Source organism: Micromonospora sp. CB01531, assembly GCF_001905095.1.
GTDB lineage: Bacteria > Actinomycetota > Actinomycetes > Mycobacteriales > Micromonosporaceae > Micromonospora.
On the sequence record NZ_LWLS01000077.1, the window covers coordinates 13449 to 29337 of the forward strand.

Here is a 15889-nt window from a genome sequence, read left to right on the forward strand (position 1 = left end):
GGCGGCACGGAGGCGAATTCGTCACAGGATCAGCGCGGCAGCTCGGCCACGACCAGGCCGGCGCGCGCCTTCGGGGTGAACCAGGTGCTCTTGCGCGGCATCTTCTCCCGGGCCAGGTTCACCGCGACGAAGTCGTCCACGGTCACCGGGGCGATCAGGACGGCCAGCTCGGCCCGGCCGGCGTCCACCTCGCCGGTGAGCCAGCTCGCCGGGTAGTCGCCGCCCACGTAGGTGATCCGCTTGTCGCCCGGGTCGAGGCCGAGCGCGTCGCGCAGCAGCAGCCGCTCGACCAGCGCGTGGTCCAGGTTCTCCAGCCGGCCGCCCCCGACCTGCGGCAGGCTGACCGCGTACCCCTGGCCGGCGAGGTAGAGGCGGACGGTGCCGCCGGCCGCCGGGACCTCGACCGGGCCGTTGATCGGGCTGACCTCGGCGCCGGCGGCGCGCAGCCGGTCGAGCAGTTCCTCCGGGGTGCTGGTCAGCTCGCTGACCAGCCGGTTGTAGGGCTGGATGGCGACCGAGGCGGGCGTGGTGATCACCGAGAGGAAGCGGGTCAGGCCACCGGTCTGCGCGGCCAGGCTGCGGTGGTTGCCGTCCGCGACCACCAGTTCCCCGCCGCCGGCGAGGGCGGTCAGCTCGTCCTGCTCGGGGCCGGGGCCGACCAGCCAGATGGCGTGCGTCCGCCCGGCCTGGTCGACGTCGGTCGCGGCGGGCGCGCCCGCCGCCTCGGTCGCCGCCGCGAGCGCGGCGTGCAGCTCGTCACCCCGCCCGGTCTGCAGCAGGAGTACGGGCGAGAGCAGGTGGCCCAGCGCCTCGGCCAGGGCCACCCGCTCCCGCACCTTGGCGATGAAGACGTCCTCGTTGCGGATCACCAGACCGGGCTCGTCGGCCCGGGTGGAGATCTGGTCGGTGTCGACCATGGCGAACAGCCCGTACGCGGGCTCCTCGCCGGGTGCGCTGATCCGGTAGAGCACCACGACCTGCTCGGCCGGGGTGTAGCTGCCGTCCGCCTTGGCCTCGGCGAGGCGGGCCACCGCGTCGGGGAGCGCGTCGAGGAAGGGCTTCCCGACGCTGCCCGGTGCCCGGTGGGGCATCTCGATGCCGAGTGCACTGTGCGGATTCGCCTCGACGATGGCGGTGATCTCCGCGTCGTCGGCGAACTCGTCGTAGTTCTGCGCGCCGGTGCCGCCAGTGGTGATCCAGGCCCGGGCGATCGGATGCACGACCGTCATGCCCGCTGACGCTACCCGCGCCACCCACCGCGCCGTGCCGGACCCTCGCTGCTTCCATCAGGTGAAAGGAGTGGCGCAGGCAGCCCTTCCGGACAGCCGTCAGGCGGTGCGGTCGACGCCGGCGCTGCGGTGCCGGCCGGGGGCCGGCCGGCGGCTCGGTGCCGGGGTGGCCGGCCGGGACGCGGCGGAGGAAGCGAGGCGTACCGTCGTCGCGCCCGGCGCGGGCCGGCCGGCCGCGGCGCCGGACCGGACCGGCCCGGCGGTCCCGGGCGGCAGGGCGGCGTCGGCGGGCGGGGTCATCCGGGAGGTGGCCACAACCCGGGCGACGCCGACCACGATCGGCGGGGCCAGCAGGTCCACCATCTCGGGCGGCAGGGTCGGCCGGACGGCCGGCCAGTCGCCTTCGGCCACGGACCAGTACGTCGCACCGGAGTCCTCGGTCGCCGGCACCGGCGCGTTTTCGGACAGGTGGCGGTGCTTACCCATGGAACGCCTCCAGGAGCTGCCGGGGTGCGGCCCCGCGGGCCGCCGGCTGGGACACCTGATGAAACGAACCCCGCGCCGCCGGGGTGACGCCGGCGCCGCGGGGTCGCGCGCTGCCAGGAAGGGTCCCGCTCCACCGAAGCGTCGACCGGGGGCCCGTCCACACCTCAGTCGAAGATCGGGCCGAGCTCCCGGGTCCGCTTGAGCTCGTAGAAGCCGGGGGTGCCGGCGACCAGCAGCACGCCGTCCCAGAGCCGGCCGGCCGCCTCGCCCTTCGGGGCCGGGGTGATCACCGGGCCGAAGAAGGCGACCTGGCCGCCGTCCGGGCCGGGGGCGTGGATCACCGGGGTGCCGACCTCGGTGCCGACCGGCCGCATGCCCGCCTCGTGGCTGGCCCGCAGCGCCTCGTCGTACGCGGTCGTCTCGGCAGCGTCGGCGAGCGCCGGGTCCAGCCCGACGTCGGTCAGCGCGCCGACCAGCATCTCCCGGCCGAGCGGCTCCTTGCCGAGGTGGATCCGGGTGCCCATGGCCGTGTAGAGCTTCGCCAGCGTCTCCCCGCCGTGGGCCTGCTCGACGGCGATGCAGACCCGCACCGGGCCCCAGCCCTGCTTCATCAGGTCCCGGTACTGCTCGGGCAGGTCCCGGCCCTCGTTGAGCACGGAGAGGCTCATCACGTGGAACTGGATGTCCACCTCCCGGACCTGCTCGACCTCCAGCAGCCAGCGGGAGGTGATCCAGGCCCACGGGCACAGCGGGTCGAACCACATGTCCACGGCGGCACGTTCGGTCACGGTGATATCCCTTCACGACTTCGCACGCCGGAACTCCGGCGCCTTACCCCCGATCCTCACCCCGGGCGGCATCGACCGGTGCCGGAATGAGAGCGTGACCTCGGCCACCGAAGGGTGTCATTGCATGGAAGACTCGGTGCGGACCGGCCGCCACGAGCGGGCCGGCGAGGCCGGTGCCGCGGGCCGCGGCGACAACAGTGGGATGGAGACGAACAGTGCCGGGAGTGCGTAACCTGACCCAGGTCGAGGCCACCGAGCGGGCCCGCCTGCTCGACGTGACCGGGTACGACATCAGCCTTGACCTGTCCACTGCCGTGCAGGCCGCCACCGGCCGCACGTTCCGCTCGGTGACGGAGGTCCGGTTCCGCTGCGCCGAGCCGGGGGCGAGCACGTTCATCGAGGTGGCCGCCGACTCGGTCCGGTCCGCCACGCTCAACGGCGCGCCGGTGGACACTTCCGGCTGGTCGGCGGAGAAGGGCCTCACCCTGGCCGGCCTGGCGGCGGAGAACGTCCTCGTGGTGGACGCGGACTTCGCGTACTCGAACAGCGGGCAGGGTCTGCACCGCACGGTCGACCCGGTCGACGGCGAGACCTACCTCTACAGCCAGTTCGAGACGGCGGACGCACAGAAGGTGTACGCCTGCTTCGACCAGCCCGACCTGAAGAGCGTCTACACCTGGCACGCCACCGTGCCGGACCACTGGCGGGTGGTGTCCAACATGCCGGTAGAGCGGGAGGAGCCGGCCGGGGAGGCGCTCAAGACCGTCCACTTCGCCGAGTCGGCGCGGATGAGCACCTACATCACCGCGCTCTGCGCCGGCCCGTACCACGAGGTGCGGGACAGCCACGACGGCATCGACCTGGGCGTCTTCTGCCGGGCCTCGATGGCGCAGTACCTGGACTCGGACGACCTGTTCCTGATCACCAAGCAGGGCTTCGACTTCTTCCACGAGAAGTTCGGCGTGCGGTACCCGCTGGCCAAGTACGACCAGCTCTGGGTGCCGGACTTCAACGCCGGCGCGATGGAGAACTTCGGCTGCGTCACGCACGCCGAGTCGCACTACATCTTCCGCTCGCAGGTCACCGACTTCGAGTACGAGCAGCGCGCCAACACGATCCTGCACGAGCTGGCCCACATGTGGTTCGGCGACCTGGTCACCATGCGCTGGTGGAACGACCTGTGGTTGAACGAGTCGTTCGCCGAGTGGGCCAGCCACTGGTGCAACACCCACGCCACCCGGTTCCAGGACGCCTGGACGACCTTCCTGTCGATCCGCAAGAACTGGGGTTACCGGCAGGACCAGCTCTCCTCCACCCACCCGGTCTACTGCGAGATGCCGGACCTGGAGGCCGTCGAGGTCAACTTCGACGGCATCACGTACGCCAAGGGCGCCAGCGTGCTCAAGCAGCTCGTCGCGTACGTCGGTGAGGAGCCGTTCCTGGCCGGCCTGCGGGCATACTTCGGCAAGCACGCCTGGGGCAACGCCACCTTCGACGACCTGCTCGCCGAGCTGGAGGCGGCCTCCAGCCGGGAGCTGCGCAAGTTCGCCGCCCAGTGGCTGGAGACCGCGCAGGTCAACACGCTGCGCCCGGAGCTGACCATCGGCGCCGATGGCAGCTACGAGCGGGTGCTGGTCCGGCAGGAGGCGCCGGCCGGGCACCCGACGCTGCGTACCCACCGGATCGGCGTGGGCCTCTACGACCTGACCGACGGGCGGCTGGTCCGCCGGGAGCGGATCGAGGTGGACGTGACCGGCGAGACGACGGAGCTGTCCGCGCTGCACGGCACGCCCGCCGCCGACGTGCTGCTGCTCAACGACGACGACCTCACCTACACCAAGCTGAGGCTGGACGAGCGGTCCATGGCGAACGTGGTGCAGCACATCGCCGGCTTCGAGTCGTCGCTGGCGCGGGCGCTGTGCTGGACGGCCGCCTGGGACATGGTTCGGGACGCCGAACTGTCCGCCCGGGACTACGTCGCGCTCGTGCTGGCCGGCCTGCCCGCCGAGAGCGACATCAACCTGGTCACCGCCACGCTGCGGCAGGCCACCACCGCGCTCACCTTCTACGCCGACCCGGCGTGGGCGCCGGCCGGCTGGACCGAGCTGGCCCGTACCGCCCGCGCGGCACTGGCCGCGGCCGAGCCGGGCAGCGGGTTCCAGCTCGCCTGGGCTCGGGCGTACACCTCCGCGGCCCGGTCCGCCGAGGACCTGGCGGCGCTGCGCGGCTGGCTGGACGGCGTCGAGGTGCCGGCCGGGCTGTCGGTGGACACCGAGCTGCGCTGGGGGGTGCTCCAGTCGCTGGTGGCCAACGGTGCGGCCGGGGCCGCCGAGGTGGAGGCCGAGCTGGCCCGGGACCGCACCGCCAGCGGCGAGCGGGAGGCCGCGTACGCGCACGCCCTGGTGCCGACCGCGGAGAACAAGGCGGCGGTGTGGGCGGCGCTCACCGGCCCGGAGGCGCTGCCGAACTGGCGCAACCGGGCGCTGCTGCAGGGCTTCGCGCACCCGGCGCAGGTCGACCTCGTGGCGCCGTACCGGGAGAAGTACTTCGCCACGGTGGACCAGGTCTGGGGCAGCCGGGACAGCGAGCCGGCGCAGGAGTTCGCCCAGCTCGCCTACCCGGCGTACGTGGTGGAGGACGACACGGTGGCGGCGACCGACGGGTGGCTGGCGGGCGACGGGCATCCGGCCCCGCTGCGCCGGCTGGTTGCCGAGGGCCGCGACGGCGTGGTCCGCGCCCTGACGGCCCGGGCCAAGGACGCCCGGAGCGCCTGACCTGAGGAGTACGCGGCCCGGGGCCGGCGCGGGTGCGAGCCCGCGTCGCCCCGGGCCGTTATCGTGTGGGCAGGAGGTGGACGTGATGGCACGGCCGACCTACGAGTGGCGCCCACCGGAACGTAGCTGGCGCGAGCAGGACCTGCTCGACCTGCCGGAGGACGGGAACCGCTACGAGATCATCGACGGGAGCCTGCACGTGCCCCCTCCGGCCGGACCAGACCATCACGAACTGGCGGACGACATCCGGATGGCGCTGCGGCAGACTGCGCCGGACGGCTGGAGGGTGATCCGAGAGATCGGTGTCCGGGTGCCAGGTGGCAACCTGTTTCCGGACATCACGGTCCTCAAGCCTGGTGCGCCTCGAGATCGGATGTGGGCGGATCCGGCGAACATCGCCCTGGTCGTCGAGGTGGAGTCGCCCAACAGCCGCCGGCACGACCGCTTCACCAAGCCCGCCCTGTACGCCGAGGCGGCCATCCCCGCCTACTGGCGGGTCGAGCGGGGCGACTTCGGTCCGGTGGTGTACCGCTACGAGCTGGTCAAGGGCGTCCACTACGACCTGCTCGGCACGGTGGGACCGGATGACCCGGTCGCGGTCGGCGAGCCGTGGTCGATGCGGCTTGACCCGTCCGTCTGGCCCCGTTGACAGGACGACGAAGCCCGCCCCGCGAGTTCGCGGGGCGGGCTTCGTCGTACGGGAAGAGCTCAGCCCTTGCCGGCGTGGCTGGCGAGCTGGTCGAGGCCCTGGATGATGCCGCCGGCCAGGTCGCCGCCGCCGAAGGACGCCACCATGGAGAGCGCGGCGAGCTTGACGTACGTGTCCGGGATGCGCTTGCGGGCGTACCGGCCGGTGACGATCTCCAGCTGCCGCTGGTTGGGCGACACGGCGATCAGCACCGACTTGTCCGGCTCGGCGAGCTGCCGGTGCAGCCGCTCGGCGTGCTCCCGGATCGGCTCGTCCAGGCCGCCCACGTAGACCGAGAAGACCAGTCCGGTGCCCTGGTCGGCCAAGCGGAGCGCCTCGTCGATGCGGAGCAGCTGACGGGTCGAGAAGGGCCCGTCCAACACCTGGGGCGGGTTGCCCGTCCCGGTCGCGGCCGACATCTCACCAACGGTCACTTGCGCCTCCGGTACCCGCGGCCGGCGCCTCCCGGCCGGCCAGTTCCTGCTTGCGGCTGCTCAGCGCCGGCGCCTGCGCCCCGGCGGCCAGTGCCGTGCCGGCCGAGTCGGCCAGCTGCTCCGGACGGCCCAGGAACCAGACCGGAGTGAAGTCGAAGGGCCGGCCCGGCCGGTAGCGCTTGGCGCCGCCACCGCCGCCACGGCCGCCGACGAACGCCAGTCCGGCGATCACCAGCACCGCGGCCGCCGGGATGCCAGCGAAGACCAGCAACGTCTCGGTAACAGACAATCCCAACGCCCCCAGGCGGAAAGAGAGACCAGGAATTTCCGGGTCGGGTGGACGATCATTACGACGGGTCCCCGACCCCGCTTGTGATGTTCACGTTAGCGGAGCCGACCGCCCGCCAGATTGCGGGGTGCTGATCCCACCCGCCACAGCCGTGCTCCAACTGCGCGGCCGTGGCGATCAATGTGGCGTCCGCGCCGTACCGGCCGGTGAGCAGCACCCCGACCGGCAGGCCGTCACCGGTCCGGCCGAGCGGCAGGGAAACGGACGGATCACCGGTCACGTTGAAGATGGCGCAGTACGGCGAAAAGCGGCGCTGCCGGTCGAAGTCCTCGGCCGGGTCGAGGGCGGCGAACGCGCCCACCGGCGCCTGTGGCGCCGCCAGGGTCGGGCAGAGCAGCAGGTCGCAGCCGGCGGTCCGGCGGACGCCGAGGCGTACCTGGGCCTGCAGTTCGCCGAGCGCGGCCAGCAGCGGACCGGCGCCGACGGCCGCGCCCCGGGAGCGGAGGAACCGGGTCAGCGGCAGCAGCTCGCTCTCCCGCTCCGGCGGCACCGGGGAGAGCGCGAGCACGTACCAGAGGGTCTCGAAGAGCGGCCACGCCGCCGGGCCGAGCGGCGCGGGCACCTCGACCACCTCGTGGCCGGCCGCGGTGAGCAGCGCGGCGGCCCGGTCGACAGCGGCCACGCAGTCGGGGTGGACGGGCTCGTCGGCGAGCATCGGCGTGGTGAAGCGGCCGATCCGCAGCCGCCCGGGCGCCGCGTCGCGGGCGACGCCCAGATAACCGCCGGCGGGCGCGGCCGGCGGCAGGTACGGCTCGCCGGGCACCGGTTGGCCCATGACGTCGAGCAGCGCGGCCACGTCGGGGACGGTCCGTCCGAGCGGGCCGTTCACCGGCAGCCCGAACCCGCCGAACCCGAGCGGGCCGCCGGAGACCAGGCCCCGGCTCGGCTTGTATCCGACCAGACCGCAGAGCGACGCCGGGATGCGCAGCGAGCCGCCGCCGTCGGACCCCTGGGCCACCGGCACCAGCCCGGCCGCCACCGCAGCCGCCGCGCCGCCGCTGGAACCGCCCGCGGTGTACGCGAGGCGCCACGGGTTCCGCGCCGGTGGCGCCACCAACCCTTCCGAGTAGAGCGAGCAGCCCAGCTCGGAGGTGGTGGTCTTACCGAGGCTGACCAGCCCGGCGGCGGTCATGAACCGGACCACGTCGGCGTCGACCGGCGGCACGAGGTCGGCGAAGGCGGCCGAACCGAAGGTGGTCCGCACCCCGGCGGTCAGCGTGAGGTCCTTGATCGCGGTCGGTACGCCGTGCAGCGGGCCCCGTCGGTCCACCGGCACCGCGTCGGCGGCCCGGGCCGCCTCCCGGGCCCGCTCGGGGGTGACGGTGACGAACGCGCCGACGGTGTCGCCGAGCGCCTCGACCCGGTGCAGGTGGTGCTCGACCAGCTCCACGCTGGACAGCTCGCCCCGGCGGATCGCGGCGGCCTGCTCCAGCGCGGTCAGGTCGTGCGGCTCGGCCATAGCCCCATCCTGCCGTGCCGGGCCGGCGTGGGCCGTCCCGACACGGTCCGACTCACAGGGTCCCGGGCGGTGCGACCCATTCGGACCGAGGGCCACCGACCTCGGCCTACCGATCGAAGTCGCGGTCGTAGTGCAGGACCGTCGCGGAATATTCGGCCGCCACAGCGGCAACCGTCAGGTCAACGGGACTGGCGGCCCGATGATGACCCCGCGCGGTCAGCGCCAACTGAAGGTCACGCGTGCGAGTCGAGACAGCGGCGGTCACGGGCAGATCGATCATGAGCTGAGTCCGGCGGGCGCGGATCGTCATGGCATCTCGGAAGTCTCGCGCACTGCGGCCGTCTTCGAGATCCAGGGGTAGGCAGGTCGCCGCCAGAGCTTCCTCAAGAATCGCGGTCACCCGCACCGTCTTTATAGCCTGGCCCGGCCGCCGTCAGCCGTGCAGGAAGCGCAGGGCGTTGCGGGAGAGGAGCTTGTCGCGCTGGTCGGCGGTGAGGAAGTCCGCCTTCCGGACCACCTGACCGACCGGCCGCTCCCCCAGCGGATACGGATAGTCGCTGCCCACCAGCACCCGGTCCTCCCCCATGGTGTCGACCAGCAGCCGCAGCGCGGCCGGGTCGAAGACCACCGAGTCGACGCAGAACCGGTCGACGTAGGAGCTCGGCGGGGCGGTGGAGGCGCCGCGTACCAGGTCGCCCCGGCGGTGCCAGGCGTTGTCGGCCCGGCCCAGCCAGAACGGGAAGCTGCCGCCGCCGTGCGCGAAGCAGATCCGCAGCGTCTCCGGCACCCGGTCGAAGACCCCGCCGAAGATGAGCGCCAGCACCGAGAGGTGCGTCTCGGCCGGCATCCCGGTCAGCCAGCGGGCCATCCAGCGGTCCAGCCGCGGGCCGCCCGGCATGTCCCAGGGGTGTACGAAGACCGGGGCGCCCACCTGCGCGCAGTGGGTCAAGAACTGCACGGTGCCGGCGTCGTCGAGGTCGCGGTCGCCCACGTGGTTGCCGATCTCCACCCCGACGTGGCCGGCCGCCAGGCAGCGGTCCAGCTCCGCGCAGGCCAGGTCCGGGTCCTGCAACGGCACCTGGCAGAACGGCACCAGCCGGTCGCCCCCGGCAGCGGTCACCGCCAGGGTGAGGTCGTTGAAGATCCGGGCCACCCGGACGGCCTGCTCGGCCGGGCGGTCGTAGCTGAAAAAGACCGGGGTCGGCGAGACCACCTGCACGTCGACGCCGTCGGCGGCCATGTCGGCCAGCCGGGTCGCCGCGTCCCAGCACTCCGCGCCGACCGGCCGGAACTCCGTCTCGCCGACCATGATCATGGCGGCGCGCTCGGAGTCCACCCGCAGCCAGGGCCAGCCGGACCCGCCGCACGCCGCGGCGAGGTCCGGCCACCCCTTGGGTACGACGTGCGTGTGCACGTCCACGACACGTCCCGGCATCAGCCCTTGCCCGGGTGCAGCGCGCCGCAGTTGGTGCAGGTACGGGCCTTCTCGTCGGCGTAGAACGCCGAGAAGACCGGGGGCAGGTCGGCCGCGATGTCGCGGACCTGGAGTTCCACCTCGTGCACCTGGTGGCTGCACTCGGGGCAGTACCACTGGAACTTCTCCAGCGTGCCCTCCTCGCGGACCCGCTCGATCACCATGCCGATCGAGCCGGCCTCGGGCCGCTGCGGCGAGTGCGGGGTGTTGCGCGGCAGCATCCACGTCTGACCCTCGCGGACGTGCACCGTACGCGGGCCCTCGGGGAGCATCAGGTTGATGTGCATGTTGCCCTTGACCTGGTAGAAGAACTCCTCGTACGGGTCGACGTGGAAGTCGGTCCGCTGGTTGGGGCCGCCCACCACCATGACGATGAAGTCATCGCTGCCCGGCAACATCTCCTTGTTGCCCACCGGCGGCTTGAGCAGGTGCTGGTTCTCCCCGATCCAGCCCTGGAAGCTGAACGGCTCGGCGATCTCACTCACGACTGACCTCCCGACGGAAGTAGGGCCACGGCCTGCATCTCGATCAGCAGGTGCGGATGCGGCAACTGGTGCACCGCCACCGTGGTCCGGGTCGGCCCGGTGGCGTCGAAGAACTCCGCCCACACCTCGTTGTATCCACCGAAATCATTCATGTTGACCAGGTAGCTGGTGACCTGGACCAGGTCGGACAGCTCGGCGCCGACCGACCGCAGCAGATCCCGGACGTTCTCGATCACCGCCCGCGTCTGCACCCGGATGTCCAGGTTGGTCGTGCCGAACTCGTCCACCTCGACACCGGCGAAGGTGTTGTCCGGCCGCCGGGACGACGTACCCGAGACGAAGACGAACCCCCCGGCCACCTTGACGTGCGGGAACGCGCCCCGAGGGATCGCCTTCCCGGCCACCACGCGCGCCTCGTCACTCACGACGAAGCCCGCAGCGACGCGGTGCCGAGCTTCTCCACCACGACACGGACGTGGGTGCCCGGGCGCAGTGGCACCGCGGCCGTCGCGGCGCCGGCCAGGAAGAGCCAGCCCTCGCGCAGCCGCACGCCGTGCCGGCCGGCCAGCCGGAGCCCCTCGTCGAGGGCCCGGCGCGGGTCGCCGAGGATCGCCGCGGTCGAGCCGACCTGCGCCACCCGGCCGTCGATCTCCAGCAGCACGCCGAGGTTGTCCAGCCCCTCCGGCACCGGCGACCAGGGTCCGACGACGAACGCGGCGGCCGAGGTGTTGTCGGCGACGACGTCCGGCAGGGAGAAGGTGAAGTTGGCGTAGCGGGAGTCGATCAGCTCGATGGCCGGGGCGACCGCGCGCACCGCGTCGGTGAACGCGCCGACCGGCTCGCCGGGTTCGGGCAGGCGGTCCAGCAGGAACGCCACCTCCGGCTCCACCCGGGGGTGGATGAAGGCGGCCACGTCGACGCTCCCGCCGTCGGGGACCCGCATCACGTCGGTGAGCCGGCCCCAGATCACCTCGTCCACGCCGACCTGGGCCATCTTCGCCTTGCTGGTCAACCCCATCTTCAGCCCCACCAGCCGCTCGCCCCGGTCGAGGCGGCGCTGGAGCAGCGCGGACTGCACCGCGTACGCGGTGTCGACGTCGAGGCCGGTCTCGGCCGCGAGCTGCGGGATGGCGGTGGCCGTGTCGGCGGCCGCGCCCAGCTTCTCGGCGATCCCCGCGATGTCCGGTCCGATCATGAGTTCTCCTTGCCCGCGAGGTCCAGCGCCACGTCCACGATCATGTCCTCCTGGCCGCCGACCATCCGGCGCCGGCCCAGCTCGACCAGGATCGAGCGGACGTCCACCCCGTACTTCGCGGAGGCGCGTTCGGCGTGCCGGAGGAAGCTGGAGTAGACGCCCGCGTACCCCAGGGAGAGGGTCTCCCGGTCCACCTGGACCGGCCGGTCCTGGAGCGGGCGGACCACGTCGTCGGCCGCGTCCATCAGCGCGAACACGTCGCAGCCGTGCTTCCAGCCGTGCAGCTCGGCGACCGCGACGAAGACCTCCAGCGGAGCGTTCCCCGCGCCCGCACCCATGCCGGCCAGCGAGGCGTCCACCCGGACGGTCCGCCCGGACGGGGAGCCGAGCGGCCCGTCCCCGAGGATCCGCCCGTGCTCGACCGCGACCACACTGTTCGCCACCCCGAGCGACAGGTTGTGGTGGGCGTGGATACCGATCTGCGTCTCCGGCTCGAGCACCTGCCGGTACGCGTCGATCCGCTCGGCCACGTCGGACATCAGCAGCCGGCCGCCGGAGTCGGTCACGTAGACGCAGTGCGCCCCGTACGACTCCATCAGCTTGGCCTGGGCGGCCAGCCCGGCCGGGTCGTTCATGTGCGACATCATCAGGAACCCGGCGACGTCCATGCCGTTTTCCCGGGCCCAGGAGATGTGTTGGGCGGAGATGTCCGCCTCGGTGCAGTGGGTGGCGATCCGGACGCTGGTCACCCCGAGCGCCTTCGCGGCCTTCAGGTCGGCGATGGTGCCGATCCCGGGCAGCAGCAGCGTGGTGAGCTTCGCGCCGGTCAGCACCTCGGCGGCGGCGGAGATCCAGTCGGCGTCGCTGGCCGCGCCGTGGCCGTAGTTGACGCTGGACCCGGCCAGGCCGTCGCCGTGGGCCACCTCGATGGCGGCCACCCCGGCGGCGTCCAGCGCGGCGGCGATGGTCCGCACCTGGTCCACGGTGTACCGGTGCGCGATGGCGTGCATGCCGTCCCGCAGCGTCACGTCCTGGATGTAGAGATCAGTCATCGGACGGTCACCTCCGTGTGCCGCGCCGGCGCGGGGCCGCGCCCGGCCGAGCGCAGGGCCACCAGCCGCTCCGCGGTGCGCAGCGCGGCCGAGGTCATGATGTCCAGGTTGCCGGCGTACGCGGGCAGGTAGTGCCCGGCGCCGGAGACCTCCAGGAAGACGGAGACCTGCAGCCCGGTCAGCTGCCGCCCCAGCGACGGCACGTACGTGTCGACCCGGTCGAACTGCACGTCCTGCTTGAGCCGGTAGCCCGGAACGTACTCCTGCACGGTGGCCACCATCTCGCCGACCGAGGCGGCGATGGCGGCCCGATCGGCGTCGGTGTCCGGGCAGAGGCAGTAGACGGTGTCCCGCATCAGCAGCGGCGGGTCGGCCGGGTTCAGCACGATGATCGCCTTGCCGCGCTCCGCGCCGCCGACCACCTCGATGGCCCGGGCGGTGGTCTCGGTGAACTCGTCGATGTTGGCCCGGGTGCCCGGCCCGGCCGACTTCGAGGCGATCGACGCGACGATCTCCCCGTACGCCACCGGGGTGACCCGGCCGACGGCGGCGACGATCGGCACGGTCGCCTGCCCACCGCAGGTGACCATGTTGACGTTCGCCTCGTGCAGGTGCTCGTCGAGGTTGACCGGCGGCACCACGTACGGGCCGATGGCGGCCGGTGTCAGGTCGACCACGGTCCGGCCGTGCGCCCGCAGCACCGCGTCGTGGCGGCGGTGCGCGCCGGCCGAGGTGGCGTCGAAGACCAGCTCGACATCGGCGAACTCAGGCAGCGCCACCAGGCCGTCCACGCCCTCGGCGGTGGTCGCCACGCCCAGCCGCCGAGCCCGGGCCAGGCCGTCCGACGCCGGGTCGATGCCGGCCATCGCCACCATGCGCAGGCGGTCACTCAGCCGCAGCACCTTGATCATCAGGTCGGTGCCGATGTTGCCCGACCCCAGCACCGCCACACCGACGCTGCGTTGATGACTCGCTCGCTGACGCTCGCTCATCGCGTCTCCTTGGAGAAACAGGTCCGCACCGAGCCCAGCCCGGAGATCCGCGCCTCGTATGCCGCCCCAGGGCTGACCGGCACCATCGGGCCGAGCGCCCCGGAGAGCACCACGTCCCCGGCGCGCAGCGGGTCGCCGGCGCGGGCCATCGTGCCGGCCAGCCACTCCAGCGCGTGCAGCGGGTTGCCGAGGCAGGCCGCCCCCGCCCCCACCGAGACCGGCTCACCGGCCTGCTCCAGCACCATGCCGCACAGCCGCAGGTCGAGGTCGGCGAGCCGGCGAGGCGCGGTGCCGAGCACGAAGAGCCCGCTGGAGGCGTTGTCCGCCACGGTGTCCACGATGGAGATGTCCCACCCGGCGATCCGCGAGTCGACGATCTCGATGGCCGGCAGCACGTGGTCCACGGCCCGGATCAGGTCGACGGTGGTGACCCGCTCGTCGGGCAGGTCCGCGCCCAGCACGAAGGCGATCTCCGCCTCCACCCGGGGCTGGAGCAACCGGCCCATCGGCACCTCGACGCCGTCGCCGACCGCCATGTCGTCGAAGAGCACCCCGAAGTCGGGCTGGAACACGCCGAAGCTCTCCTGCACCGCCCGCGAGGTCAGCCCGATCTTCGCCCCCACCCGGCGGTGGCCCTTGCCGAGCCGCTGCCGGGTGTAAACCTGCTGCACCTGGTAGGCCGACTCGATGTCGCCCTCCGGCAACAGCCGGCCCCGCAGGGGCGGGCACGGCTTCTCGTCCTGCCGGGCGACGGCCAGTTCCCGGTTGGCGGCCTCGATGTCGACGGTGGTCATCCCCGCTCCTCGCTGCGCTCGCTGACGACGCTCACGGCGGTTCGCGACCACGGGGCTCGCCACCCCGGCCCGCTCCTCGCGCTCACGATGCCGGCCATTCTGCCCGCTCCGCCCGCTCACGCCACCGCCTCGCGTCGCTCCACGGCGGCGCGAGGCGCCGCGCTACTGAGCCGGCTGATTCGCTCGCTCCGCTCGCTCATGTGAGGTCCACGCAGACGTTGGTGAGTTCGGAGTAGAAGTCGAGCGAGTGCACCCCGCCCTCCCGGCCGATGCCGGATGCCTTCACCCCGCCGAACGGGGTGCGCAGGTCGCGCAGGAACCAGGTGTTCACCCAGACGATGCCGGCGTCCAGCCGGGCTCCGGCCCGGTGCGCCCGGCCCACGTCGCGGGTCCAGACCGTCGCCGCCAGGCCGTAGTCGGTGCCGTTGGCCAGGGCGTACGCCGCGTCCTCGTCGTCGAAGGGTGCGACGTGGACCACCGGGCCGAAGATCTCCTCCCGGTTGGTGCGGGCGTCCGGCCCGAGCCCGGTCAGCACGGTCGGCTGCACGTACGCGCCGCCGTCCCGGGCGTCGCCGAAGCGCGGCACCCCGCCCCCGGCGCACACCTCGGCGCCTTCGGCCCGGGCCAGGTCGTAGTGGCCGAGCACCTTGTCCCGGTGGCCGTGCGAGATCAGCGGCATGTTCGCCGTCGCCTCGTCGGCCGGCCAGCCGTACGCCAATTCGTCGGCGCGCTTGGCGAGCCGCGCGGTGAACTCCTCGAAGACCGGCCGCTGCACGTAGATCCGCTCGGTGCAGAGGCACACCTGGCCGCCGTTGGTGAAACTGGACCGGACCGACCCGGCGACCGCCGCGTCCAGGTCGGCGTCGGCGAAGACCAGGCCGGCGTTCTTGCCGCCCAGCTCGAAGCTGACCGCCTTCACCCCGTCCGCGGCGGCCCGCATGATTGCGCTGCCGGTGGCGGACTCCCCGGTGAAGGTGATCGCGTCCACGCCCGGGTGCCGGGTGAGGAACTCCCCGGCCGAGTCGGGGCCGAAGCCGTGCACCAGGTTGAACACGCCCTCCGGTACGCCCGCCGCGGCCATCACCTCGGCGAGCAGGGTGGCCGACGCCGGAGTCTCCTCGCTGGGCTTGACCACCACGGCGTTTCCGCAGGCCAGGGCCGGGGCGACCTTCCAAGTGAGCAGCAGCAGCGGCAGGTTCCACGGCACGATCACCGCGACCACACCGACCGGCTTGCGGACCGCGTAGTTGAGCGCCCGCCCGCCGGTCGGGGTGACCGTGGTAAACGACTCGGTCGGCGCGGTCGCCACGATCTCCGCGAACGCCCGGAAGTTGGCCGCGCCGCGCGGGATGTCCAGCGTACAGGCCTGGGAGATGGCCTTGCCGGTGTCGGCCACCTCGGCGGCGACCAGATCGTCGAAGCGGCGTTCCAACTCGTCGGCGATCCGCCGCAGCACCTCGGCGCGCTCCCGCTCGCCCATCCGGCCCCACGGGCCACGCAGCGCCGCCCGGGCCGCCGCCACCGCGTCGTCCACCGTGGACGAGTCGGCCTCGACCACATCGAAGACCGGCTCGCCGGTCACCGGGCTGCGCTTGGTGAACCGCCGCCCGGCGGCGACGAACTCGCCGCCGACGAAGTTGCGCAGCAGGCCCGGGCCGTCCGGCGCGTGCCCGGCCATCAGCCGCGGATC

Annotated in this window: 17 protein-coding genes; 2 read left to right on the forward strand and 15 right to left on the reverse strand. The window is 72.9% G+C overall.

Annotated elements, in window-relative coordinates:
* Positions 1–29: 29 nt before the first annotated feature.
* The 3 genes from A6A27_RS22305 to A6A27_RS22315 form a co-directional block, all read right to left on the reverse strand.
* Positions 30–1229 carry a DUF1015 family protein gene (locus A6A27_RS22305; RefSeq protein WP_073836596.1) on the reverse strand — a complete coding sequence of 400 codons (1200 nt, stop codon included), beginning with the start codon at positions 1227–1229 and terminating at the stop codon, positions 30–32.
* A 99-nt stretch (positions 1230–1328) separates the two neighbouring features.
* The gene (locus A6A27_RS22310; protein WP_073836597.1) at positions 1329–1715 is read right to left on the reverse strand and encodes a hypothetical protein; all 387 of its coding nucleotides are present in this window, start codon (positions 1713–1715) and stop codon (positions 1329–1331) included.
* 164 nt (positions 1716–1879) lie between these two features.
* Complete coding sequence (locus A6A27_RS22315; protein WP_443189992.1) at positions 1880–2479, reverse strand: mycothiol-dependent nitroreductase Rv2466c family protein; 600 nt, start codon at positions 2477–2479, stop codon at positions 1880–1882.
* Positions 2480–2727: 248 nt separating this feature from the next.
* Here A6A27_RS22315 and pepN point away from each other — a divergent pair, with 248 nt between their 5' ends.
* Together pepN and A6A27_RS22325 are read left to right on the forward strand one after the other, a co-directional pair.
* Positions 2728–5277: an aminopeptidase N gene (gene pepN / locus A6A27_RS22320; protein WP_073836599.1), complete on the forward strand. Its 2550-nt coding sequence runs from the start codon at positions 2728–2730 to the stop codon at positions 5275–5277.
* An 85-nt stretch (positions 5278–5362) separates the two neighbouring features.
* Entirely contained in the window at positions 5363–5926 is a 564-nt protein-coding gene (locus A6A27_RS22325) for a Uma2 family endonuclease (RefSeq protein WP_073836644.1), read from the forward strand.
* 59 nt (positions 5927–5985) lie between these two features.
* Here A6A27_RS22325 and A6A27_RS22330 read toward each other — a convergent pair whose 3' ends face one another.
* From A6A27_RS22330 to A6A27_RS22385, 12 genes are all read right to left on the reverse strand, one after another.
* Entirely contained in the window at positions 5986–6399 is a 414-nt protein-coding gene (locus A6A27_RS22330) for a DUF5130 family protein (RefSeq protein ID WP_073836600.1), read from the reverse strand.
* Positions 6386–6688, reverse strand: a complete 303-nt coding sequence (gene ctaJ / locus A6A27_RS22335; protein WP_443189991.1) for an aa3-type cytochrome oxidase subunit CtaJ — start codon at positions 6686–6688, stop codon at positions 6386–6388. The genes A6A27_RS22330 and ctaJ overlap by 14 nt, the downstream gene beginning before the upstream one ends.
* 58 nt (positions 6689–6746) lie before the next feature.
* Positions 6747–8207: an amidase gene (locus A6A27_RS22340; protein ID WP_073836602.1), complete on the reverse strand. Its 1461-nt coding sequence runs from the start codon at positions 8205–8207 to the stop codon at positions 6747–6749.
* A 106-nt stretch (positions 8208–8313) separates the two neighbouring features.
* On the reverse strand, positions 8314–8607 hold the full coding sequence (locus A6A27_RS22345; protein ID WP_143194112.1) for a PIN domain-containing protein: 294 nt from the start codon (positions 8605–8607) through the stop codon (positions 8314–8316).
* 33 nt (positions 8608–8640) lie between these two features.
* Positions 8641–9642, reverse strand: coding sequence for an amidohydrolase family protein (locus A6A27_RS22350; RefSeq protein WP_073836604.1), 1002 nt, complete (start codon positions 9640–9642; stop codon positions 8641–8643).
* Positions 9642–10166 carry a 3-hydroxyanthranilate 3,4-dioxygenase gene (locus A6A27_RS22355; protein ID WP_073836605.1) on the reverse strand — a complete coding sequence of 175 codons (525 nt, stop codon included), beginning with the start codon at positions 10164–10166 and terminating at the stop codon, positions 9642–9644. Before A6A27_RS22355 ends, A6A27_RS22350 begins: the two co-directional genes overlap by 1 nt.
* Positions 10163–10591, reverse strand: a complete 429-nt coding sequence (locus A6A27_RS22360) for a RidA family protein (protein ID WP_073836606.1) — start codon at positions 10589–10591, stop codon at positions 10163–10165. Before A6A27_RS22360 ends, A6A27_RS22355 begins: the two co-directional genes overlap by 4 nt.
* On the reverse strand, positions 10588–11361 hold the full coding sequence (locus A6A27_RS22365; protein ID WP_073836607.1) for a 2-keto-4-pentenoate hydratase: 774 nt from the start codon (positions 11359–11361) through the stop codon (positions 10588–10590). The genes A6A27_RS22360 and A6A27_RS22365 overlap by 4 nt, the downstream gene beginning before the upstream one ends.
* Complete coding sequence (dmpG, locus tag A6A27_RS22370) at positions 11358–12413, reverse strand: 4-hydroxy-2-oxovalerate aldolase (RefSeq protein ID WP_073836608.1); 1056 nt, start codon at positions 12411–12413, stop codon at positions 11358–11360. The genes A6A27_RS22365 and dmpG overlap by 4 nt, the downstream gene beginning before the upstream one ends.
* Positions 12410–13405: an acetaldehyde dehydrogenase (acetylating) gene (locus A6A27_RS22375; protein ID WP_073836609.1), complete on the reverse strand. Its 996-nt coding sequence runs from the start codon at positions 13403–13405 to the stop codon at positions 12410–12412. Before A6A27_RS22375 ends, dmpG begins: the two co-directional genes overlap by 4 nt.
* Positions 13402–14199, reverse strand: coding sequence for a 2-keto-4-pentenoate hydratase (locus tag A6A27_RS22380; RefSeq protein WP_073836610.1), 798 nt, complete (start codon positions 14197–14199; stop codon positions 13402–13404). Before A6A27_RS22380 ends, A6A27_RS22375 begins: the two co-directional genes overlap by 4 nt.
* Before the next feature lie 196 nt (positions 14200–14395).
* Positions 14396–15877, reverse strand: coding sequence for a 2-hydroxymuconic semialdehyde dehydrogenase (locus A6A27_RS22385; protein ID WP_073836645.1), 1482 nt, complete (start codon positions 15875–15877; stop codon positions 14396–14398).
* Positions 15878–15889 lie beyond the last annotated feature (12 nt).